12 protein-coding genes and 2 pseudogenes are annotated in these 22,025 nt (G+C 60.7%); 7 read left to right on the forward strand and 7 right to left on the reverse strand.

Annotated features, from left to right (window positions below; genetic code table 11):
- Window positions 1–248 precede the first annotated feature (248 nt).
- Window positions 249–8,582, forward strand: coding sequence for a GH36-type glycosyl hydrolase domain-containing protein (locus tag FHS83_RS00620; protein ID WP_208414159.1), 8,334 nt, complete (start codon window positions 249–251; stop codon window positions 8,580–8,582).
- 247 nt (window positions 8,583–8,829) lie between these two features.
- Here FHS83_RS00620 and FHS83_RS00625 read toward each other — a convergent pair whose 3' ends face one another.
- From FHS83_RS00625 to FHS83_RS00640, 4 genes are all read right to left on the reverse strand, one after another.
- Window positions 8,830–9,882 carry a 3-oxoacyl-[acyl-carrier-protein] synthase III C-terminal domain-containing protein gene (locus FHS83_RS00625; RefSeq protein ID WP_167079847.1) on the reverse strand — a complete coding sequence of 351 codons (1,053 nt, stop codon included), beginning with the start codon at window positions 9,880–9,882 and terminating at the stop codon, window positions 8,830–8,832.
- Window positions 9,883–10,120: 238 nt separating this feature from the next.
- Complete coding sequence (locus FHS83_RS00630; protein WP_167079849.1) at window positions 10,121–10,699, reverse strand: hemerythrin domain-containing protein; 579 nt, start codon at window positions 10,697–10,699, stop codon at window positions 10,121–10,123.
- An 83-nt stretch (window positions 10,700–10,782) separates the two neighbouring features.
- Entirely contained in the window at window positions 10,783–11,409 is a 627-nt protein-coding gene (locus tag FHS83_RS00635) for a hypothetical protein (RefSeq protein WP_167079851.1), read from the reverse strand.
- A 46-nt stretch (window positions 11,410–11,455) separates the two neighbouring features.
- Window positions 11,456–11,764, reverse strand: coding sequence for a hypothetical protein (locus FHS83_RS00640; protein ID WP_167079853.1), 309 nt, complete (start codon window positions 11,762–11,764; stop codon window positions 11,456–11,458).
- 224 nt (window positions 11,765–11,988) lie between these two features.
- Here FHS83_RS00640 and FHS83_RS00645 point away from each other — a divergent pair, with 224 nt between their 5' ends.
- Window positions 11,989–12,492 (forward strand): DUF1003 domain-containing protein, encoded by a 504-nt coding sequence (locus FHS83_RS00645; RefSeq protein ID WP_167079855.1) that lies wholly within the window; start codon window positions 11,989–11,991, stop codon window positions 12,490–12,492.
- Window positions 12,493–12,517: 25 nt separating this feature from the next.
- On the opposite strand, the gene FHS83_RS00650 is transcribed toward FHS83_RS00645, so the two are convergent.
- The gene (locus tag FHS83_RS00650; RefSeq protein WP_167079857.1) at window positions 12,518–13,531 is read right to left on the reverse strand and encodes a fatty acid desaturase family protein; all 1,014 of its coding nucleotides are present in this window, start codon (window positions 13,529–13,531) and stop codon (window positions 12,518–12,520) included.
- A 339-nt stretch (window positions 13,532–13,870) separates the two neighbouring features.
- On the opposite strand from FHS83_RS00650, the gene FHS83_RS00655 reads away from it, so the two are divergent.
- From FHS83_RS00655 to FHS83_RS19865, 4 genes and pseudogenes are all read left to right on the forward strand, one after another.
- Window positions 13,871–14,926, forward strand: a complete 1,056-nt coding sequence (locus FHS83_RS00655; protein WP_167079859.1) for an OmpA family protein — start codon at window positions 13,871–13,873, stop codon at window positions 14,924–14,926.
- A 144-nt stretch (window positions 14,927–15,070) separates the two neighbouring features.
- Window positions 15,071–15,226, forward strand: coding sequence for a hypothetical protein (locus tag FHS83_RS00660; RefSeq protein WP_167079862.1), 156 nt, complete (start codon window positions 15,071–15,073; stop codon window positions 15,224–15,226).
- Between the two features lie 225 nt (window positions 15,227–15,451).
- The gene (locus FHS83_RS00665; protein WP_208414161.1) at window positions 15,452–16,504 is read left to right on the forward strand and encodes a sensor histidine kinase; all 1,053 of its coding nucleotides are present in this window, start codon (window positions 15,452–15,454) and stop codon (window positions 16,502–16,504) included.
- Window positions 16,501–16,752: pseudogene (locus tag FHS83_RS19865) on the forward strand (response regulator); the annotation flags it as partial. The gene FHS83_RS00665 and the pseudogene FHS83_RS19865, both read left to right, overlap by 4 nt.
- A gap of 87 nt (window positions 16,753–16,839) precedes the next feature.
- Here FHS83_RS19865 and FHS83_RS19300 read toward each other — a convergent pair.
- Window positions 16,840–17,907: pseudogene (locus FHS83_RS19300) on the reverse strand (CoA transferase); the annotation flags it as partial.
- Window positions 17,908–18,058: 151 nt separating this feature from the next.
- Here FHS83_RS19300 and FHS83_RS00675 point away from each other — a divergent pair.
- Complete coding sequence (locus tag FHS83_RS00675) at window positions 18,059–18,724, forward strand: FCD domain-containing protein (protein WP_167079865.1); 666 nt, start codon at window positions 18,059–18,061, stop codon at window positions 18,722–18,724.
- A 166-nt stretch (window positions 18,725–18,890) separates the two neighbouring features.
- Here FHS83_RS00675 and FHS83_RS00680 read toward each other — a convergent pair whose 3' ends face one another.
- Complete coding sequence (locus tag FHS83_RS00680; protein WP_167079867.1) at window positions 18,891–22,022, reverse strand: efflux RND transporter permease subunit; 3,132 nt, start codon at window positions 22,020–22,022, stop codon at window positions 18,891–18,893.
- Between the last annotated feature and the right edge of the window lie 3 nt (window positions 22,023–22,025).

Below are 22,025 nucleotides of genomic sequence, written 5' to 3' on the forward strand. Positions count from 1 at the left end.
GATCATTCCGAGAAGCTTAAGGTGAAACGTGGAGCCCCTTTCGGGCGATCCATGCCTGCATACTCGGTGGAAAGGCTAAATTGCACTTGTCGTCCCAGATTTTTTTTCGACCCTCCTCGAAAATATCCCCTTGGAATACGGAAGAGTCTATCCGCGAGGAGCTCTTCAGTATTGACCGACTGGAACAACACGCAGAGAGCCTTGCAGCCGCTCAGCCCGTCACCCCATCACCGCTATCACGCCGCTCCTTGAGCGCGCGTCTGAAAGACAATGAGGCGGTTCTGCTGATGGCCTATCGCGATATCGGGCGAACAACGCGCAATGGCCAGCCCGCGACGCCCGCCGCCGAATGGTTACTCGACAACTTTCACCTCGTCGAGGAGCAAATTCGTGAAGTGCGGGACGACCTGCCGCCGCGCTATTACCGCCAGTTGCCCAAATTGGCGGACGGCCCTTTTGCCGGCTATCCCCGCATATTTGGTATTGCCTGGGCCTTCGTCGCCCACACCGACAGCCGCTTTGATCCCGATATGCTGTGCCGTTTCGTGCACGCCTATCAGCGGGTGCAGCCGCTAACCATCAGCGAACTTTGGGCGCTCGCCATTACCCTGCGTATTGTGCTTGTCGAGAATCTGCGGCGGGCGGCCAAACGCATTGTCAGAAGCCGCGCCGAACGCCAAGAAGCCGATGACGTTGCCGATCGTCTCCTGGGGGTGAACGGGCGTACCGCCGAGCCCATAGACTCCGTGCTTCGCGATTACGAAGGCGCCACACTGCCCAAGACCTTTACTGTCCAGCTCGTTCGCCGGTTACGCGATCAGGACCCGCGAGTGACACCGGCCATCGTTTGGCTGGAGGCCCGCCTTTCGGCGGAAGGCACAACGGCTGACGAACTCGTGCATCAAGAACATCAGCGTCAAGGCGCGGCCAGCGTGACGGTGCGCAATATCATCACCAGCATGCGCATGGCATCGGGCGTGGATTGGGCGGAGATGTTCGAAACCATCAGCCTGGTCGATGCGGCGCTGCGCTCGGGCAGCGATTTCGCGGCGATGGATTTTTCAACCCGCAATCTTTACCGCAACGCCATCGAAGAGCTGGCACGCGGCTCAACCCTGACGGAATTGGAGATTGCGCACGCCGCCCTTACCGCCGCGGCTGGCCAGGAGAATGAGCGCGCGCGCGATCCGGGCTATCACCTTATCTCGGGCGGACGCCGCGACTTCGAAAAGCGCATCGGATTTCATGCGCCGATACGAAGCTGGCTGGCGCGCTGTAACATGCGGATCGGTATCGCGGGTTATATCAGCGCTGTTGGCGCCGTTGCCACGCTGGTGCTGCTCCTCCCGCTGCTGGCAGTTCATACCGGCGGCTTCGCCCTCGGGCTGTTGCTGCTTTTCGGCGTCTTCCCCGCAACCGATTTGGCCGTGGCGCTGATCAACCGTCTGGTCATGGCCATATTCCCTGCGGCGCCCCTGCCCGGCTTGGCGCTCCGCGACGGCATACCGCCCCATCTGCGCACCCTTGTTGCCGTTCCGACGCTGCTCACAACGCGCGAAGCTATTGAGGAACAGATCGAGCGGCTGGAAGTCCATTATCTTGCTAGCGTCGAAGGCGACCTGCATTTCGCGCTGCTCACCGATTGGACCGACTCCGCCTTGGAACACAGCGCGGACGACCAAGCCCTTCTCGATGAAGCAGCAAAAGGCATCGACCGCCTCAACGCCCAATATGGCCCGGCTCCCGGTGGCGAACGCTTTTTATTGCTCCATCGCAGGCGCATGTGGAACCAAGGACAGCAAAGCTGGATCGGCTGGGAGCGAAAGCGCGGCAAGCTCCATGAATTGAACAGGCTGTTGCGGGGGACGACCGATACAAGCTTCATCCCTGCTGCGGGCCGCCCGGTCACCGTCCCGCCGGGTATCGCCTATGTCATAACCCTCGATGCCGATACCCGCCTGCCCCGGGAAACCGTCCGGAAGCTGGTGGGCAAGATGGCGCATCCCCTCAACCAGCCGCTCTTCGATGCTGCGGCCGGATGGGTGGTCGAAGGCTATGCGCTGCTGCAGCCGCGCGTGACCCCGTCATTACCTGTAGGACGTGAAGGATCGCTGTTTCAGCGCATCGTCTCCAGCATGAACGGCATCGATCCCTATGCGTCCGCCGTTTCAGATGTGTACCAGGATCTGTTCGGCGAAGGCTCATTCGCTGGAAAAGGGATATACAATGTGGACGTGTTCGAAGCGGCGCTGAAGGATCGCGTGCCGGAGAACACGCTTCTCAGCCACGATCTCTTCGAAGGCACATTCGCGCGCGCTGGTTTGGCCTCCGACATCGAAGTCATTGAGGAATATCCCGCGCGCTTCGACGTCGCCATGGCGCGGCAACATCGCTGGGCCCGTGGCGACTGGCAGTTGCTGCCCTGGATTTTCGGCCGCCGCGATGCGTCACGCACCGCAAAGCTTCCCCTCATCGGGCGCTGGAAGATGCTCGATAATCTGCGCCGGACTTTATCGGCGCCTGCGAGCATCGCGGCACTGCTGGTCGCCTGGACGCTGCCGGAATTCGACGCCGCCCTGTGGACTTGCTTCGTTCTGGTAACCATCGCCCTCCCAACAATGCTGCCCGTATTTGCCGATATCGTGCCGCGCCGGGCCCGGACCGCACGCAGTTATCTCGACACGCTCGCTGACGATTTCGGCACAGCCCTGACCCAAACCGCCTTGACCATGACCTTGCTGGCGCAACAGGCATGTTCAATGTGCGATGCCATTGGCCGCACCCTATTCCGCCTCTTTATCAGCCATCGCAATCTGCTCGAATGGGTGACAGCGGCACATGCGAATTTGAGCCCGCGGCTGGATCTTGCAGGCGCCTATCGCAAGATGACCCACGGCGTCATAATCGCGGGCGTTTCGGTACTGGTTCTTTTGCTTGCCGGCGGCAGTGCCTGGCCGATTGCCCTTCCTTTCATTCTCTTGTGGCTTGCCGCCCCTGCCATTGCGCGGTGGATGAGCATTTCCCCGTTGGTCGCGGGCCGCGTTGCGGTATCGCAGACAGACGCTCAAAGCTTACGTCTCGTTGCCCGCCGCACTTGGCGCTACTTCGAGACCTTCGTCACGGCAACGGACCACATGCTGCCGCCGGATAATTTCCAGGAAGACCCGAAACCGGTTCTGGCGCGGCGAACCTCGCCTACCAATATGGGGCTCTATCTTCTATCGGTGGTCAGCGCGCGCGACTTCGGCTGGGTAGGCACGAGCGAAGCGGTAGACCGTTTGGAAGCGACGTTTGCGACAATGGCGGGTCTGCAACGCTACCGTGGGCATTTCTTGAATTGGTACGACACCTGCGACTTACATCCGCTTGAGCCGCGCTATGTCTCCACCGTGGATAGCGGCAATTTAGCAGGGCATCTGATCGCGGTCGCCAACGCAGCAAGAGAATGGATTGGCGCTCCCGCGGCCTACGCTCAGCTTAAGGCTGGCATCGACGACGCCGCTCAACTGGCCCAAGCGGCGCTCGAAAGCCTTCCCCCCACCTTACAAACAGAGTTCGTTTCACGCCACCAACTCGAGACCGCCCTGATTGCCCTCGCGACAGGCAGCGGCCCCAAGGCGAATGGGTTACCAGAGCATCTTCACAGACTCGCGCAACACGCAGAGACTGTGGTGGATATGGCGCAGGCGCTCGCCAGCAGTGATCAAGCCAGCATCGAAGTCCTCTTCTGGGCACGCGCGATCCAGCGCTCGATCGACAGCCATCTGCGCGATATATGTCAAACCGTAGAACAAAGACGATTGCTCGACCTTCGCCTTCTCGCCCTCGAAACAAGCGCGCGGGCAATGGCGGAGGCGATGGAGTTCGGCTTCCTTCTGGATCCGCGCCGCGAGCTCTTCGCGATCGGCTACCTCATTGCTGAAGGACGACTCGACGAGAGCTGCTACGATTTGCTGGCATCCGAAGCGCGCCTCGCGAGCTTTTTTGCCATTGCCAAAGGCGATGTGGCAACCCGGCACTGGTTCCGGCTGGGGCGCGCCGTCACCCCGATCAATCACGGCGCCGCGCTAGTGTCTTGGTCGGGCTCGATGTTCGAATACCTAATGCCGTCACTGGTCATGCGGGCACCTGCGGGGAGCCTGCTGGAAGAGACCAGCCATCTCGTCGTACGCCGGCAGATCGCCTATGGCGCCGAACGCAAACTCCCCTGGGGAATTTCGGAATCGGCCTACAACGCACGCGATCTGGAGTTCACTTATCAGTACTCCAATTTCGGTGTGCCAGGGCTTGGATTAAAGCGTGGCCTGGGCGAAAGCGCCGTACTCGCGCCTTACGCGACCGCGCTCGCTACGATGGTGGAACCTGCTGCAGCAACACGCAATTTTGCCCGGCTCACGGCAGAAGGCGCTCTCGGCCGCTTTGGCTTCTACGAAGCGCTGGACTACACACGCGCCCGTTTGCCCGAAGACACGGACCACGCCGTCATTCGCGCGTTTATGGCGCATCACCAAGGAATGACCATCGTCGCCATTGCCAACACCCTTCTCGACGGGCAGATGCGCGCGCGCTTCCACGCTGAACCTTCCATCCAAGCCACCGAGCTCCTGCTGCAAGAACGCACACCGCGTGACGTGACCGCGGTTCGCCCTTGGGCACATGACGCCAGCACCAGCGTGACCGTTGCGGTACCGGACCGCCCCAAAGTACGCCGCATTGGCTCACCACATGGCCAAACACCCGAGCTCCACCTCTTATCGAACGGACGCTATAATGTGATGCTGACGGCTGCCGGTTCCGGCTACAGCCGCTGGCGCGATATCGCCGTCACCCGCTGGCGCGAAGACACGACCCGCGACGACTGGGGATCCTATATTTTCCTGCGCGACGTCAAAAGCGGCGATGTCTGGTCGGCGGGGTATCAGCCCTGCGCTATCGAACCGGCCAGTTATGAAGCCAATTTCAGCGAGGACAAGGCCGAGATTTCGAGGCGAGACGGCGCCATCACCACAACTCTGGAAGTCGTCGTCTCATCTGAAAGCGATGCTGAAGCCCGCCGCGTGACCGTCTCCAATGCCAGCTTGCGTCCACGCGAAATCGACATTACCTCTTTTGCAGAGCTGGTGCTGACACAGCCTGCCGCCGATACGGCGCATCCCGCTTTCTCAAAACTCTTCGTTCAAACCGAATTCGACGCCAAGTCTGGCGCACTGCTGGCAACGCGGCGACGCCGCTCCCCTACCGAACCCGAAATCTGGGCGGCGCACATTGCCGTGGTTGAGGGCGAAACCATCGGTGATCTTGAATTCGAAACCGACCGCGCCAAGTTTATCGGCCGCGGCCACGAGGCAAGGTCACCGGTGGATATCGCGGAAAATCGCGCCCTGTCCGGCAGCGTCGGCACCGTGCTCGATCCCGTTTTTGCTTTGCGCCGGCGCGTGAGGGTACAGCCTGGCGGGACCGCGCGCATCGCGTTCTGGACCATCATCGCCCCCTCGCGCGCAGAAGTGATGGATTTGGTCGACAAGCACCAGGATACCAACGCGTTTGACCGAGCCACCACACTGGCCTGGACGCAAGCACAGGTGCAATTGCGCCACCTTGCGATCGATGCAGAAGAGGCGACGCTCTTTCAGCGCCTCGCCGGCCATGTGGTTTATGCCAGCCCCGCCATGCGCCCCTCCAGCGAGGTGATCCGCCGAAGCAGCGGCGGACCGACAGGCCTCTGGTCCCAGAGCATTTCCGGCGATCTTCCCATCGTGCTGGTACGGATCGATGCGATTGAGGACATCGCGGTGATCGGACAATTGCTGCGTGCGCATGAATACTGGCGCATGAAAGGAATGGCGGTCGATCTCGTCATCCTGAATGAACGCTCGTCCTCTTATGTGCAGGATCTACATGTCGCCATCGAGACCATGGTGCGCAAAAGCCAGTCCCATCCCTTGCCGGGTGTGGGGGCCACGCGCGGCCGGGTTTTCGTGCTGCGCACCGACCTCATCTCACAGGAAACGCGTGCGTTGCTGCCTGCGGTGGCTCGAGTGGTTCTTGCCGCGCGCCAGGGAACGCTCGCTCATCAACTTGACCGGCTGCGCAAGGCGAGCATCTCCATCCCGCCGCCGCCAAGGCACCAAAAACCCGCCGCGCCCCCGCAAGCCGACCATTCCGCGACCTATGGGCTTGAGTTCTTCAACGGGCTTGGCGGCTTTGCCGCGGATGGCCGCGAATACATGACCATCCTCAACGGCGGACAGGTAACGCCCGCGCCTTGGATCAATGTGATCGCGAATGAGGCGTTCGGCTTCCAGGTCTCCACGGAGGGCACCGGCTATACATGGTGTGGCAACAGCCGGGAAAACCAATTGACGCCGTGGTCAAACGATCCCGTGTCGGATCGTCCAGGCGAAGTTCTTTACCTGCGGGACGAAGACAGCGGCATTGTCTGGGGCCCCGCCGCCCACCCCATCCGCGACGAGGACGCGCCCTATATCATTCGCCACGGTCAGGGGTATAGCCGCTTCGAACACGAGGCGCATGGGATTAAGCTTGATCTTCTTCAATTCGTGCCGCTCCATGATCCGATCAAGATCTCACGGCTTAAGCTGCGCAACACCTCGCCCCGCACGCGACGGCTTTCGGTCACCGCCTATGTCGAATGGGTGCTAGGGACCTCACGGTCCGCATCAGCCCCCTTCATCGCAACCGAAGCAGACTCGGCAACGGGCGCCATCTTCGCCCGCAATCCCTGGAGCCAGGCATTTGGTGGACGGGTTGCATTCATCGATCTATTGGGCCGCCAAACAGCCTGGACCGCTGACCGGCGCGAATTCATCGGACGCAATGGTGCGCTCGACAGTCCCGCAGCGCTTGCCTCCGATGCGCCGTCCCTCTCCGGCCGCACCGGCGCGGGTCTCGATCCTTGCGGCGCGCTGCAAACCTCATTGACGCTCGCCCCCGGTGAAAGCACTGAAATAGTGGTCTTGCTGGGCCAGTCCGCCAGCGCGGCCGATGCGCAATTCCTCATCGCTCATTATCGCGAGACCGACCTCGATGGCGTCTTTCGCGAGATGACCGAACACTGGGATGGATTGCTGGGCGCCGTCAGCGTGAAAACACCGGACCGCGCGATGGACGTCATGCTCAATCGCTGGCTGCTCTATCAAACGGTCGTCTGCCGCTTGTGGGCGCGCTCGGCCTTCTATCAGTCGAGCGGGGCTTACGGATTCCGCGACCAGCTTCAGGACGGCATGGCGCTTGCTCTGACGCGGCCCTCTATGACGCGCGAGCATCTCTTGCGTGCCGCGGCCCGGCAATTCGTCGAAGGCGATGTTCAGCATTGGTGGCTGCCGCCCTTCGGCCAAGGCGTGCGCACCCACATTTCGGATGATCGGGTTTGGCTCGCCTATGCTGTGGCGCAGTATGTGGAAACATCGGGGGACGTTTCCGTTCTCGACGAGCAAATCCCGTTCTTGGAAGGACAATCGCTGCAGCCAGATGAACATGATGCCTTTTTCCAGCCGATCGTATCCGAACACAGCGCCTCGCTATACGAACACTGCGCCCGCGGGCTCGACCAAAGCCTCTCGGTCGGCATGCACGGGCTGCCGCTGATCGGCACCGGCGATTGGAATGACGGCTTCACACGGGTTGGCGATCAAGGCAAAGGCGAAAGCATCTGGCTGGGCTGGTTCCTCTATGCAACCCTTGCCGCCTTCAGGCCGCTGGCCAAAGCGCGCGGGGATACGTCTCACGCTACCCGCTGGCAAAACCATGCGGATGATGTGCAAGCCGCTCTGGAACAGGATGGCTGGGACGGAAGCTGGTATCGTCGCGCCTATTTCGACGATGGAACACCGCTCGGCGCCTCGGCCAATAGCGAATGCCGTATCGACTCTATCGCGCAATCCTGGGCGGTGATCTCCGGCGCTGCCGCCCCCGCCCGCGCCGCACAAGCGATGGCTTCCGCAGACGAACAACTTATCCGGCATGATTTTGGGATAGAGCATCTCTTCACGCCTCCCTTCAACCATTCGCCGCTCGATCCCGGCTATATCAAGGGCTATCCGCCGGGCATTCGCGAGAACGGCGGGCAATATACCCACGCCGCAACCTGGTCGATCATCGCCCATGCCTCGCTCGGCCATGGTGACAAGGCGGCAGAGCTGTTTTCGCTGCTCAATCCCATCAACCACGCCAAAAACCGCTCCGGCGTGCAGCGCTATAAGGTTGAGCCTTATGTTATTGCCGCGGATGTCTACTCCGAACCACCGCATACCGGGCGCGGCGGCTGGACCTGGTATACGGGTTCATCCGGCTGGATGTATCGCGCGGGTATCGAGTCCATTCTCGGCTTGCGGCGGCGCGGGGCGTTCCTGATCCTCGATCCCTGCATTCCCTGCCATTGGCCGCGCTATGAAATCACCTACCGCCACGGCGCGACCAGCTATGACATCGTGGTCGAAAATCCGAGCCGCATCTGCAGCGGCGTAGCCACCATGGAATTGGACGGGCAATTGCTCACGCAAAAACAGGTGCCGCTCGCCGAAGACGGGCTACCCCATCAACTCCGCGTCGTTCTTGGCTGACCGCTTTGGCCGGGCAAAGGGAATGCTGAGAAGCGCCGCGGGGGTCAACATCGCCACCACGAAGCTGAGGCGAGCGCAGCCACAATCCGGCCAGCCATACCGCATGCATCGCAACAATGAGGGGATAATGCCCCGGCGCGACTTCCGTGGCACTAGGCTCGATGAGGCGGGCCGTATTTACGCTTTGCCCGTAAAAGCTCCGCCAGCCGCTCTAGCGCGACGGAGCCAGGAAGGACGATAGACCCAATCAAGCGGCCCTCTTCAGCGCAACGCAGCTCGCACTAAATCCGGGGCCCATAGCCGTCATCACCGAGCGCGGCGGCAATCCGGCCCGCAAGGCACGGTCCAGCACAAACAGCACTGTGGGCGCGGACATATTTCCATACTCGCGCAGCACCGCGCGTTCATGGTCCAGTCCGCCTTGGGGGATTTTCAAGGCTCGCTCTAGTGCCGCGAGGACCTTCGTGCCGCCGGGGTGACAAACGAAGCGGTCAACCTCATCCATCCGTATCTGGGCGCGATCAAGAATTCTCGCCACCGCCGGTCCCATATTGGCTTCGGCAAAGGAAGGGATCGCCTGGGCAAAAATCACTTCGAAGCCCTGCCCGTCGAGATCCCAGCCCATGATATCGAGCGTATTAGGCCAAGTGTGCTCGCCTGCGACTTCCACCTCGGCAATACCACCTTCTCCCGCCCGCAGGACACAGGCTGCCGCGCCATCTCCAAAGAGAGCGCAGGCGACGATACCGGCCTTTGAGAGCTGATCCATGCGAAAGGCCAGCGTGCAAAGCTCCACGACAACCAGCAGAACATTCGTCCCTGGCTCGGCTTTGGCAAGGCGCGCAGCTATGGCGAAGCCGGAAACACCTCCTGCACACCCCAAACCGAAAACCGGTACTCGCTGAATATTGGTGCGAAATCCCATCGCTTGGGCGGCCCGGGCTTCTAGGCTCGGCGTGGCGATACCGGTGGAGGACACCGTGACCACGACATCCACCTCGGCCGCCGTGATCCGGGCCTCATCCAAGGCTTTGTTCGCGGCATCCACAAAAAGGCCCTGGGCAACCTCAAGATAGGCCGCGGTTCTTTCTTTCCATCCACGTGGTTTGGAATACCAGTCGATCGCGCGCGCGGCATGGCGTTTGCGGATTCCAGCCGTGAGGAATACCGGAGCCATACGATCGAATGCCTCATATCGCTTACCAAACATCTCGCGCGCGGCGGCTGCGACATCCTCCTGATGCAGGATGTGCTCCGGAACCGCGGTTGCAAGCGAAATCAACTTTGCAGTTTTCCTCAATGAACAGCCTCGCATGGGTACCTAACCACTGCCAGCTGGAACATCTGCCAGCGCGCCGGTGCATAAAAATTGCGCCTTCCGCGTGCGGCGTGAAGCTTCGGAATCTACCCATGCATGACTGCGGCGTGCAGCCTAAGATATGGTCACCTTTGCGCCGCCGCAGTCGCTGCCAGATCCGGGTCTCCCCTATATCTAGCGTAAGCCTAAACCTCCAGATGGCGAGGGACGGGCCCCTCCATCACCGACCATCCTCTTCGTCCTCATCCTCATCGTCCGTCAACTCCATGTCGCCGGTATAGCGGTCAAACTCTTCGGCATAGCGGTTTGTCATGAGTTCCTGGTCGGCAGGCGTGGCATTCTTCTTCAGCGCCAAAAACCAATCGCTCTCTTCTTCGTACATATGATGAAGAAGCGCACCTTTGACGGCCTCCAGCTTGTCCTCGAATTCCTCGCTTAAGGGATCCAGTTGCTCCAGCACCGCCATTTCAATTTTCACGGCAGCCTGCTCTGAATATGCCATATTCGCATGGCCTGCTTCAGAATGGGCCGCCAGAGCGGGGTAAATCACCCCTTCTTCCGCGATCGCATGCCCCACCAGAAAAATGGAAAACTCCTTGAAGGCGTCACGCCGTTCGCCTGGCGTGGACAATTCTTCAATGGCGGCCAAGGCATCTTCAAGCTCCAGATGGTGATTGAGCACAAGCGAGAGCCAATCGCCCGGTTCGGCGGCGGCAAACGCCTTGGCACGGGCATCTGCGCGGTCCTTCTCGCTTTCCATCGGCGTAACTGCGGCGATGAATTTATCGACGATAAGCATGTGCTCTCTCCTTGACGGATGGGGAATGCATGGCGGGCAGCGCCCACCCACATCAACATAGGGGCCGGCGAAAGCCCGCGTGGTTAGGTTCGCGTGACTTCCCGCTCGCGCCGCGCTTGGTCGGGGCCATAAGCGGGGGCGCTTGGATCATACCCCTTCCACCCCTCGGCGCGATAAGTGGACGCCCGCTGGGTCATGTCGACCGCCGAACGATCGAGAATGGCGGCGTATTTTGCTTCCTCATCCGTCGGCACTTTCGCTGTGACGATGGATCCGCCGCGCCTCAGGGCTTCGGCATAGAGCTCCGCATTCTCTTTGCTAGTGCCTGATTGAACAAGGGCACCGATGATGCCGCCGCCTGCACCGCCTGCGATAGCGCCAGCCGCAAGCGTGGCGAGCCATCCCATAGCGACGACGGGCCCGATGCCCGGAATGGCCAGCATGCCCAGCCCAGCCGCAACACCAGCCGCACCGCCAGCAATGGCCCCTATGCCGCCACCGGCAGCAGCACCTTCCGTGCGATCATCTTTGCCGTCGCGGTCTTTATCGTGCTTAGGATCTACTTCGCTACTGCCGGGCTTGTGCCAGCCATCCGCATTGGAAGCGACGATAGCGATGTGGCTGTCGCTCAACCCGGCCGTTTTAAGATCTTGGACAGCTGCGTTGGCCGTCGAATAGTCATTGAATACGCGCGTGAGTGTTTTTGTCATAGAAACTCCTGAACCATGTAGCAAATGGAGGGTGGGGCGCATGTGATCAGTTCACATTGCCCTGGTAATCGACACTGACGGGACCAGCCGAACCGTCCTTCGTCGCTGTGCCCCGCCATACCCCCTGGTTGTCCTTCTTCAATTTGACAACATGGGTATAGCCCTTGGCTTCGATCGCCGATTTCGCTTGGGCCTTTGTGAAGCTGTTGGCGCCCTGAACAGGCGTCGCCGAGTTGTTCTCGTGCATCGATTTGACGGCGGGATTTTGAGGCCCGTTTTCGGCCGGCATCGTTTGGGCGATTGCAGCGGACGATAAAAGAGCACACGCAGCGACTGCCGCGAGGAAATGGCGCATAGACGATCTCCGGGGTTTGGGACTTACAGGAACGTCCCCCCGCCCGCCTCGTTCCGCAGTTGTGCTAATAATAAAGTCAGATCGCACCCTGCGAAGGCAGAGCCGCAGAACGGGTGAGAACCATTTGAACCCCGGCACGTTAGTATGTGGCTTTTACGCGCGCAGACTCTGCGTGGACGCCAGACGCGGCAAAAGCTATCTGCGCCAACACCGAGCGAGCCGAAATGAGCCATGTCGAGAATGCACGCGCAACCATTCACACGCTCCACAGCACGCATAAAGAATCGGCAACCGCACTGGAGCGCTGGGTTGATCGGGGAACAGCGATCCTAGGACGCCCTCTCGCACTCATATTCCTGGTCGCAGCCGTTATCGTATGGATAGGCGCCAACATTCTCGCAGGACCCGAAGCCTTCGATCCGCTCCCTTTCCCGGAGCTCGGATTGGTCATCTCTACTGCCGCTTTGGCAATCGCGGTCTTGATCCTGGCCAGTCAGCAGCGCGCGGATCGATTGGCAGATGCGCGCGAAAAAATGACTCTGGAACTCGCTCTGCAGAGTGCTCAGATGGTTTCGAAAATCATCGCATTGCTTGAAGAGTTGCGGCGCGATACCCCTTCGGTACCAAATCGCATCGACAGCGAAGCCGTCGACATGGCGGATCGCCGGGCAGAAACGGAAATCGTCACGCCTTCGGGTTCAAAGCAATGCGTCCAGCAGCACCCCTGAGGCACTCTTCGCCCAAACGCCTCCGCTATGCATCGCCAAAGCAAACAAGGCGGCCCAGCTCTTCATCCCACAGCGTCAGTCTGCTGGCGTGGAGCGCACGCGCTAGCGTCAGAGGCGTTGCGGGGCGGAGGATGGCATCGCTGCTGTGGCATTCCGCGAGCCGGTAATTGGGAACATGCTGCGAAAGATGATGGATATGGTGATATCCGATATTGCCCGTTAGCCAATGAAGCACCGGCGGGAGAGCCAGAAAGGACGAGCCTTCTAAAGCCGCTTCAGAGAACTTCCATTGATCTTTGCGTCGCCATTGCGCGCCTTCAAAGCGGTGTTGGACGGAGAACAGCCACACACCCAATATTGTCGTTGTCACCACAATGGGCAGATGCACGAGAAGCACAGCAATTGGTCCGAACAGGACAGCCAAGGCTCCAAAAAGAATAACGATGGCCAGATCGGTCATCCAAACGCTGCGGCGCTCCCGGCTCCAGCTCTTGGGCGTATCGAAGGGAACCCGGTAGAGCAAAAGAAATACTAAGGGCGGGAAAAGCACATTCGCCATCAACGGATGTCGCCAAAGTCGGTAAAAGAAGCGCTGGCGCGGAGACAGCGCGCGATACTCCGCAACCGTCAAGCACACCGAATAAATATCAGCGCCGGACTCCCGCCGGTCGAGATTGTTCCAATTGGCGTGATGTCCCGCGTGTTGGCGCCGCCAATGGGCGTAAGGCGCCAAGGTCAGAACACCGCAGATCGCCCCCAAAACGGCGTTGGCGCGCTTGGACGCAAAGAACGAGCCGTGCCCGCAATCATGTTGAACAATAAAGGTACGCACCAGGAAGGCGGCGGCCGGAAAAGCCAGAAGAAAGGTCAAAAGATAGGAGACGGATAAGGACCAATACATCAGCGCCACCGTAGCGACATAAAACCCAATCGAGGTCGCAATTTGAACTGTGGCGCGGATCGGATTGGATTTTTCAAACGGCGCCACCGCGGCGCGCAACGCTATCCTTTCGCTATGAAGCCGGTCATCACGGAACATGATTTTCAGTGCTCGTCTCTTGCATAAATCATCTCGAGACTGAAGGCGCTACAACATCAAATGAACGCTGACGGAGATAACGCCCCAACCCGCGCCATGTATCGCCAGCCTAGGTGCCAATCACCAAATCGGCCATTTCGGAATCTACCCTGCCCCATTCGTATGTATCGCCACAGTTTGGCGCCATAGCCCTGAGTACATTCCGAACCTGTTGCGCTCACCTGCGTGCGCCTATCTCTCCTTCTTCGTGAGCATCGGCCAAAGACCCGCCAGATCGCGCAGGCTTACCGTCGGGAAGATCGTCTCTTCCTATCGGTTCCAGAAAGATAGAAAACACAGATGAGAATTCGTACCCTCGCGCTAGCGGGCGCAGCACTGCTTGGCTTGGCAAATTCAGCGACAGCTAAGGATACCGGCTGGTATGTGGGAATTGGCGGTGCTTACAGCATGCCTGAAGCCGTCAAGCTCCCCACCACGGCTTTGATCACCGCCAATGGACAGTCCGTTCTTGCTGATCAGGCGCAGCCTAAGAACACATGGCGCGCCATCGGCACGATGGGGTATGCCTGGAGCAATCACTTCCGCTTCGAAGCCGAAGGCGGTTACACCGATCCAGATATTGGAGCGCTGAAACTGTCTGGCGTGAAGTTGCCGCTTTCCAACGCCAATGTCCGCCAATTCACGGCGATGGGAAATCTCTTATACGATATCCCGATTTCCAGCCGGTGGTATCTCACCTTGGGCGGCGGCGGCGGCTGGAGCTGGACCAAGCTCGACCTTGGCCGCAGTGGGATAAAATCCGAAGGTCTCACCTGGCAAGGCATCGGCGGCATCACCTACAAGCTGACCAATGCCTTAAACCTGCAGGCGGATTATCGCTATATCACCACCAGCGGATTGGAGAATTTTGATCCTGGGCACAGGGTGAATATGGCCTCCCACAATGCGATGCTGAGTTTGCGCTGGTATATTGATCAGCGCACGGCTGCTCCGCCGCCCCCACCACCGCCGCCGCCGCCTCCTCCTCCTCCGCCACCACCGATGCCGGCTGCACCGCCGCCTGTCACGGCGTATATCGTGTTCTTCGACTTCAATAAGGCTGACCTTACAGAATCCGCCCGCAACGTCGTCGCCGATGCGGTCAAGACAGCCAAGAACAACGGCTTTGTGAAGGTTCAAATTGTCGGCCACACCGATACGGTGGGTTCCAACAAATACAACATGGCGTTGTCGTTGCAGCGGGCGCAATCGGTGAAGGATGAAATGGTGCGCGAAGGTCTGGACGGAACAGCCATCTCCCTTAGCGGCCGCGGCTTCGCCGACCCGCTCGTTCCAACGGCGCCGGGCGTAAGAGAACCGCAAAACCGGCGTGCGGTCATCGATCTAGGCCGCTAACTCCGGTCCGCGCCCGACCCGCGAATATAGACGCGAGATCCGTGCCCTTGGCATGGATCTCGGCGGGCGTGGAAACATCCTCGCGCGGAAGACGTTGTAGCCAGCGAGCACCCGTAGAAACTTTGCAAGAGCGGTATTGATCCGATGCGCATTTTGGAAATTGCCGCGGCGTTGATCGTCGCGCTGCTGGCTTTTGCCATCATCAAGCTGATCGGATTTGTGCTGCAAATCGCGCTGGTCGGCGCGGTGATGGGTTTGGTGATCGGCTTTCTTCTTGCCCGCCTGCTGCGCCGAAGCTGAGCCGCACTATGTGCGCGCGCCTTTAGCGCCGAAAGCCCCAAGAGTTTAGTATTCTGAGCGGCTGCCCCGGTTGGGTGGTTTACAAAAACCCTCACCGCTTGACGCCGCCGCCTTTCCTGAAAAAGATGGTTTGGGAAGAGAAAGGGCGGCAAAAAAAACGCCCGAGCCTGGTGAGAAGCAGAAGGCCAGCTTGACCACACAGGCGCAAAAACGGACGCTCAGCACATGCGAAGCGATGCGCGATGGTGGGATGGTCCCTGGCCCTGGCTGGCCTATCTCGTTACCTACGGCATCCCTTGGCTGTGGCTGCCTCCCAGCGGCGAACAACTCCTGCTGTCTGCTGTCGCGCTCGGCATATTCCTGACGGTGTATTTTCGCTCCTTTCATCTGACCGGCAAGGCGCAGGCCGGATCGGTTGCCCTTATGGTTGTGATTGGTGTTGCACTGGTGCCGGTGGGTGGGGGATGGAGCGGCCTCGCGGTTTATCCCGCCATGCAAGCCGCCCGCCTTCGTCCGCGGCGCGTCGCCATATGGGCGATCCCGCTCTGCATGGCCGCCTTTCTTGTCGCAGGGCTCCTCTCCAGGCAACCGCTGATCTGGTGGCTGCCAAGCCTGATATTGCCGGCCTGGATCGGCGGAGCGGCATTGTCACGCGAAGCCTTCTACGATCGCACGCGCGCGCTACTGGCTACACAGGAAGAAGTCAGGCGGCTCGCAGGCTTAGCCGAACACGAGCGCATGGCACGTGACCTCCACGACGTGATCGGCCGCACACTGACGCTGATCGCGCTGAAAGCTGATCTTGTCGAGCGCTTGGCTGTGAAGGATGGGGATGCGGCCGCGCAGGAAGCCCGAAGCATCGGCGAGCAGGCACGCGCCGGTTTCGCCGAGATACGGGCCGCGCTCGACGGTAAGGCCGGAGGAAGCCTCGCTGGCGAGATAACCGCGTCGATCGCGGCGCTCAAAGCCGCAAGCATTCAGGTGGAGGTCCGCGGTGACCAAACAGCAATCCCGCCCGACGCCGGGGCGATCCTCGCCATGACCCTGCGCGAAGCAGTGACGAACGTCATTCGCCATGCGGGCGCGGGCCGATGCGAGATCGAGTTGGCGCGTCAGGCCCGGGAATGGACTCTGATCGTTATCGATGACGGCTCGGGAACAGCGATCGTCGAAGGGAACGGCTTGACCGGAATGCGGCAGCGGCTGGTGGCGGCGGGAGGCGCGTTGGTCATCCAGTCGGAATCCGGCACGACCCTGGTCGCAAGTGTGCCGGCATGAGCGCGCAGATCCGCATCGTCATCGCCGAAGACCAAACGCTGGTGCTTGGAGCCATCGCCGCCCTGCTCGGACTTGAAGACGATCTCCATGTCGTTGGCCGGGCATGTAACGGCGAAGACACGTTGACGATGGTGCGCGCGTTGCGACCCGACATTTTGCTGACCGATGTGGAGATGCCGGGTCTTTCCTGCATTGAGCTCGCCCATGCCATTGAGGCGGAGAAGCTGCCGGTACGGGTCATCGTTGTCACGACCTATGCGCGGCCCGGATACCTCACGCGGGCGCGGGCGGCGAAGGTGTCCGGCTACCGTCGGCGGCAAGGCCGGCATGCCCGACACACCTTCAAGCATAGCGAGGCCGGAGGCGGCGGAGCCCAGCATGTCGAATCCGCCGCGGTCGAACCACGGTCCATCCCAGCCATAACAGCGCACGCTGACAACGATAATTCCTGGGCGGAGCGCTGCCAGTTCCGCAGGCGACAAACCGAATTCCGCCATCTTGCGTCCGCGATAGCTGTCCACAAACACATCTGCGGTCTGCGCGAGAGCTTTGCAGGTTCTGTTCTGCTCAGGGTCATTGAGATCGAGAAAGGTCGAGCGTGCGCCGACATTGGCATCGTCATAGACCCACGCATGCTCAAAATCGTTGGGACGATTGACACAAAGCACGTCGGCGCCCTGTTCGGCGAGAGTGCGACCGACGACCGGCCCGGCAATGGCATGCGTCAGACTCAGCACGCGGATACCCTCAAGCGGGCGCTTCGCCGGGGCGAGAGGCACAAGCGGGCCTTCGCCGATTTTTCTGACAACGATCACCGGCTCGTTCGCGAGATATCTCCCCTGCGGATGCGCTAACCACTCTTCGGCAGACCGCGCAATGCACAGGGTATGGCCTTTGGCGTTTGCAGTATCTTCCAGCTCTGCTGCGTTCCATTTTGCAATCGCCGCGGCGATGTTCGCGTGGCTCAGCCCGCAATTGAAGAAATTGCTCCATGCAAAATGCTGATGCGGGTAGACACCTGAAGGATAGACCCAACGCCCGTCCGCCGTGCGAAAAGGAAATACGCCGAACGGGTGCATGTTTCCCATCCAGTTCGGATAAGAGTGCCCGTTGATTGTGGGGTGGAACGTGAATTCCGGCACAATGCTGTGCGCGGCCTGCCGAATGTCGACGCAGAGATTCTGCCCTTCTCCAGTCCTTTCCCTCCAAATCGCGGCGGCTCCCACTGCCTGTGCCATCGCGGCAATGGAAAATGCTTCGCCCAGTCGAACCGCGCTGGGAAATAGCGGATCCGCGCCGAATATTTCGATACAGCCTCCGGTATCAGCAACGCTCAATCCCAACGGCTCGATCAGCTCGCTCAACGCATGAAGAACTCGGGTGTTGGATTGCTTGGCTTCCATGGAAGGCTCCTGTGACGGATACAGCGCGAAGCAGGGAGTAAGTCTCGGCAGATACCGCGGCCTGTGGCGGCCATCCGGGAGCGTTCCCTTACAATCAGGAGCGTATTCGCATACATTGTGCGTTGCTATGTATACATAGAGGCATTCTTAGGTGCGCGCTCGCGTTTCAGAGGACATCCGCAGGCAAATCGAGAAAGACATCGCCGACGGCCGGTTGGTGCCGGGGGATAAAGTCGACGAGCAGTATCTCTCGAAGCGTTTTTCTGTTTCGCGGACTCCTGCGCGTGAGGCCCTGTTTGCCCTGGCCGCCGACGGCTTGATTGTATTCAGGTCGAGAAAGGGCACGGAGGTTTCCGGCGTCAGTCCGCAGGAAGCAATTGGAATGGTCGAGGTCCTGACCGCCCTTGAAGCGGAAGCGGCAGGATTGTCGTCCCGACGCATGACGGAGAGTGATCGGTCCTCCTTAAGGAATCTGCACCTGCAGGCTGAGACCGCCGTGCGTTCAGGCGACACGGCAACGTATGCAAAGTACAATGCGGATTTTCATGCGGCCATTTATGCCGGAGCACGCAACGAATATTTGACCAGAGAGATCACCGGGCGTTTGCGGACACGCGTGTACCGCCAGATCAGTCTCTCGCGTCGCGCTTCGCTCTCTGCATCATGGTTGGAGCACGCGGCAATCGTTGAAGCGATCATGATTTGTGACGAAGCGTCTGCTCGCCAAACGATGCGCACACACATCAGCGCCGGCGGAACCCTCTTTGCCGACATGGTGTCATCGATCACTTCACATCATCGCGCAGACAGGCCTTGAAATTTGGACGCGCCGGATACCTGGAATTTTCTAGCCTGCCGCGGTCCCAAAAGCGGGGAGCTGGTCAAAACCCGATAGGGTTAGGAAACTGACCCTTATGTCGCTCGATAACCAAAAGGTCGAACCCGGCAGCATGAGTGTCGAAGAATTTGGTGAGGATGGCGCATCACATACCCACCCCATCCATTTCTTCTTTCCGGCTCTTGCGGGCGAACAGCCGCGAGACCACGACGAAGAACATCGGCACGTAGAAGATCGCGAGGATCGTCGCCGTCAGCATGCCGCCGACCACCGCCGTTCCGAGCGCGATACGACTCTGAGCGCCCGCCCCTGTGGCGATCGCCAGCGGAATGACACCAGCGACGAAGGCCAGCGAGGTCATGATGATCGGCCGGAGCCGCACACGCGCGGCCTCAAGCGCGGACGCCAGCAGGTCTTTGCCCTCCCGGTGCGCCGCTTCTGCGAATTCGACGATCAGGATGGCGTTTTTCGCTGCCAAACCCACAGTCACAAGCAAACCGACCTGGAAGTAGATGTTGTTTTCGAGGCCGCGCACGGTCACCGCCAGCACCGCCCCGATCACCCCCAGAGGGATGACCATCAGCACCGCGAGCGGGATCGACCAGCTCTCGTAGAGCGCGGCCAGCGCCAGGAAGACGACCAGCACAGACACAGCGTACAGCAGGGGCGCGCGCCCGCTGCTCAATTGCTCCTGATACGACAAGCCGCTCCAGGCGACACTGGTGCCCGGCGCAACCTCCTTCTGGAGTTCGCTCATCCGCTGCATGGCCGCGCCGGAGCTTTGCCCTGCCGCCGCCGAACCTTGGATTTCATAGGACGAAACACCGTTGAACCGGCTGAGAGAGGTCGGGCCTTTTGTCCAGGTCGCGGTAGCGAAGGCGGAGAATGGTGTCATTGTGCCGTTTGAGCCGCGCACGAACAGAGTGTCGAGGTCGCTGGGCAGGGCGCGGTATTGCGCGTCGACCTGCATATAGACCTTTTTCACCCGGCCGCGATCGACGAAGTCATTAATGTAGGTCCCACCCCAGGCTGAACTGAGGGTGGTGGTGACGTCGGACTCCGAGAGGCCGAGCACCGCCAGCTTCGCTTCATCAAGTTCGACGTGGAGCTGCGGTGTGTCTTCCAGTGCCGAGGCGCGAACAGATGACAGCTTGGGGTCTTTGTTGGCGGCCGCGATCAGGGCATCGCGGGCTTGCAAGAACTTCTCGCTGCTCAGGCCGCCGGTGTTGAGCAGCTCCATGGTGAAGCCATCGCTCTGGCCGAGGCCGGAGATGGCAGGAGGGGTCAAGGCGAAGACCATGGCGTCTCGAATGGCAGATAAGCTCATGGTGGCCCGGCGGGCGATCATGCCTGCCTCGTTGGCCGAACCTTTGCGATCATCCCATGGGGCCAAACTGAGAAAGGCCATGCCCGCATTTTGACCTGAACCGGAGAAGCCGAAGCCCTCGATGCTCATCATGGCCGCGACGTTCTTGGCCTCGGTGCCAAGGAAATGGTTCTCGATCCGGCGGGCGACGGCGGCGGTCCGCTCGGAGGTCGCCCCGGCCGGCAAGGTGTACTGAACGATAGCCTCTCCCTGATCTTCCACCGGCAGGAAGCCAGTCGGAAGCCGCACGAACAGTACCGCCAACAGGGCCATGATTGCCGCGAAGACCCCGAGATGGATCAGTCGGCGCGCCACCACGGATTCGACGGTGCCGACATAGCGGCGGGTGGCGTCGTCGACGAAGCGATTGAACCGGCCCAGCACGCCCTTGCCGCTGTCGTGATGCGCGCCGGGCTTTAGCAGAGTGGCGCAGAGCGCCGGCGTCAGTATCAGGGCGACCAGCACCGAAAGGGTCATGGAGGCGACAATGGTGACCGAGAATTGGCGATAGATCACTCCGGTCGAGCCGCCGAAGAACGCCATGGGCAGGAGCACAGCGCTCAGCACCACGCCGATGCCGAGCAGGGCGCCGCTAATCTCACCCATTGACTTGATAGTCGCCTCGCGGGCCGAGAGCCCCTCCTCGGCCATGATCCGCTCGACATTCTCGACCACGACGATGGCGTCGTCGACCAACAGGCCGATGGACAGAACCATGCCGAAGAGCGTGAGGGTGTTGATCGAGTAGTTGAACAGAGCCAGGACCCCGAAGGTGCCCAGCAGCACCACGGGCACGGCGATTGCCGGCACGAGGGTTGCGCGCCAGCTCTGCAGGAAGACGAACATGACCAAGACAACGAGGACGATAGCCTCGATCAGAGTCTTCACCACTTCTTCGACTGAAAGCTTGATGAAGTCGGTGGTGTCGCGCGGGTAGGCGATCGCGTAGCCAGCCGGCAGGTCCTTCGACAGCTCTGCCACTCGCGCCTTCACCGCTTCAGCGGTCTTTAGAGCGTCGGCGCCCGGCGCCAACTGCAGGGCAATGCCCGAAGCCGGGTGGCGATTCAACCGCGCCGTCGAGGCGTAGGAGTCGTTGCCAAGTTCAACGCGCGCCACGTCCGACAACCGCACGATGGCGCCGTCCGTCGTGGTCTTCAGGATAATGTTGCGGAACTGCTCGGGCGTCTGCAGGCGTGACTTGGTCGTTACCGTAGCGTTGAGCCGCTGGCCCTTCACCGAGGGATTCTCGCCCAGCTGCCCGGCCGAAACCTCGGCGTTCTGAGCCCGCACTGCCGCGGAGACATCCGAGGGCATCAGGCCTACGGCCGCCAGCTTCATTGGGTCGAGCCACAGGCGCATGGCGTATTGCGAGCCGAACACCTGGCTTTGACCGACCCCGTCCACACGGGCCAGATCGTCCTGGAAATGGTTGACAAGGAAGTCGGCGATATCGGTCACGGTCGCCTTGTCGGTCGTGTCGTACAGCGCCAAGATCATCAGGAAGTCGCTCTGCGACTTGGTGACCGTGACGCCCTGCGACTGCACTGCCTGCGGCAAGCGCGTCATCGCCTGCTGCACCTTGTTCTGCACCTGTACTTGAGCCGTGTCCGGGTCCGTGCCCTTCTCGAACGTCACGGTGATGGTGGCCGAGCCGTCGGCGCTGCTGCTCGACGAAAAATATATCAGGCCGTCTAGCCCGGTGAGCTGCTGCTCGATGATCTGGGTGACGCTGGTCTGCAGGGTTTCGGCAGAGGCGCCAGGATATGTCGCGCTGATACGCACTTCCGGCGGCGCAATATTCGGGTACTGCGCGACCGGCAGCGATAGGATCGAGGCGACGCCCGTCAGCATGACGACGATGGCCAGCACCCAGGCGAAGATCGGGCGGGTGATGAAGAAGCGGCTGAACATGCG

Source organism: Rhizomicrobium palustre (genome assembly GCF_011761565.1).
GTDB classification, from domain to species: domain Bacteria; phylum Pseudomonadota; class Alphaproteobacteria; order Micropepsales; family Micropepsaceae; genus Rhizomicrobium; species Rhizomicrobium palustre.

What these genes read in the sequence shown, in the direction of transcription:
- FHS83_RS00660 (WP_167079862.1), top strand. Translation starts at nt 15,071, where the DNA reads ATGCGCATTTTGGAAATTGCCGCGGCGTTGATCGTCGCGCTGCTGGCT.
- FHS83_RS00635 (WP_167079851.1), bottom strand. Translation starts at nt 11,409, where the DNA reads ATGACAAAAACACTCACGCGCGTATTCAATGACTATTCGACGGCCAAC.
- FHS83_RS00655 (WP_167079859.1), top strand. Translation starts at nt 13,871, where the DNA reads ATGAGAATTCGTACCCTCGCGCTAGCGGGCGCAGCACTGCTTGGCTTG.
- FHS83_RS00640 (WP_167079853.1), bottom strand. Translation starts at nt 11,764, where the DNA reads ATGCGCCATTTCCTCGCGGCAGTCGCTGCGTGTGCTCTTTTATCGTCC.
- FHS83_RS00645 (WP_167079855.1), top strand. Translation starts at nt 11,989, where the DNA reads ATGAGCCATGTCGAGAATGCACGCGCAACCATTCACACGCTCCACAGC.
- FHS83_RS00665 (WP_208414161.1), top strand. Translation starts at nt 15,452, where the DNA reads ATGCGAAGCGATGCGCGATGGTGGGATGGTCCCTGGCCCTGGCTGGCC.
- FHS83_RS00630 (WP_167079849.1), bottom strand. Translation starts at nt 10,699, where the DNA reads ATGCTTATCGTCGATAAATTCATCGCCGCAGTTACGCCGATGGAAAGC.
- FHS83_RS00650 (WP_167079857.1), bottom strand. Translation starts at nt 13,531, where the DNA reads ATGTTCCGTGATGACCGGCTTCATAGCGAAAGGATAGCGTTGCGCGCC.
- FHS83_RS00680 (WP_167079867.1), bottom strand. Translation starts at nt 22,022, where the DNA reads ATGTTCAGCCGCTTCTTCATCACCCGCCCGATCTTCGCCTGGGTGCTG.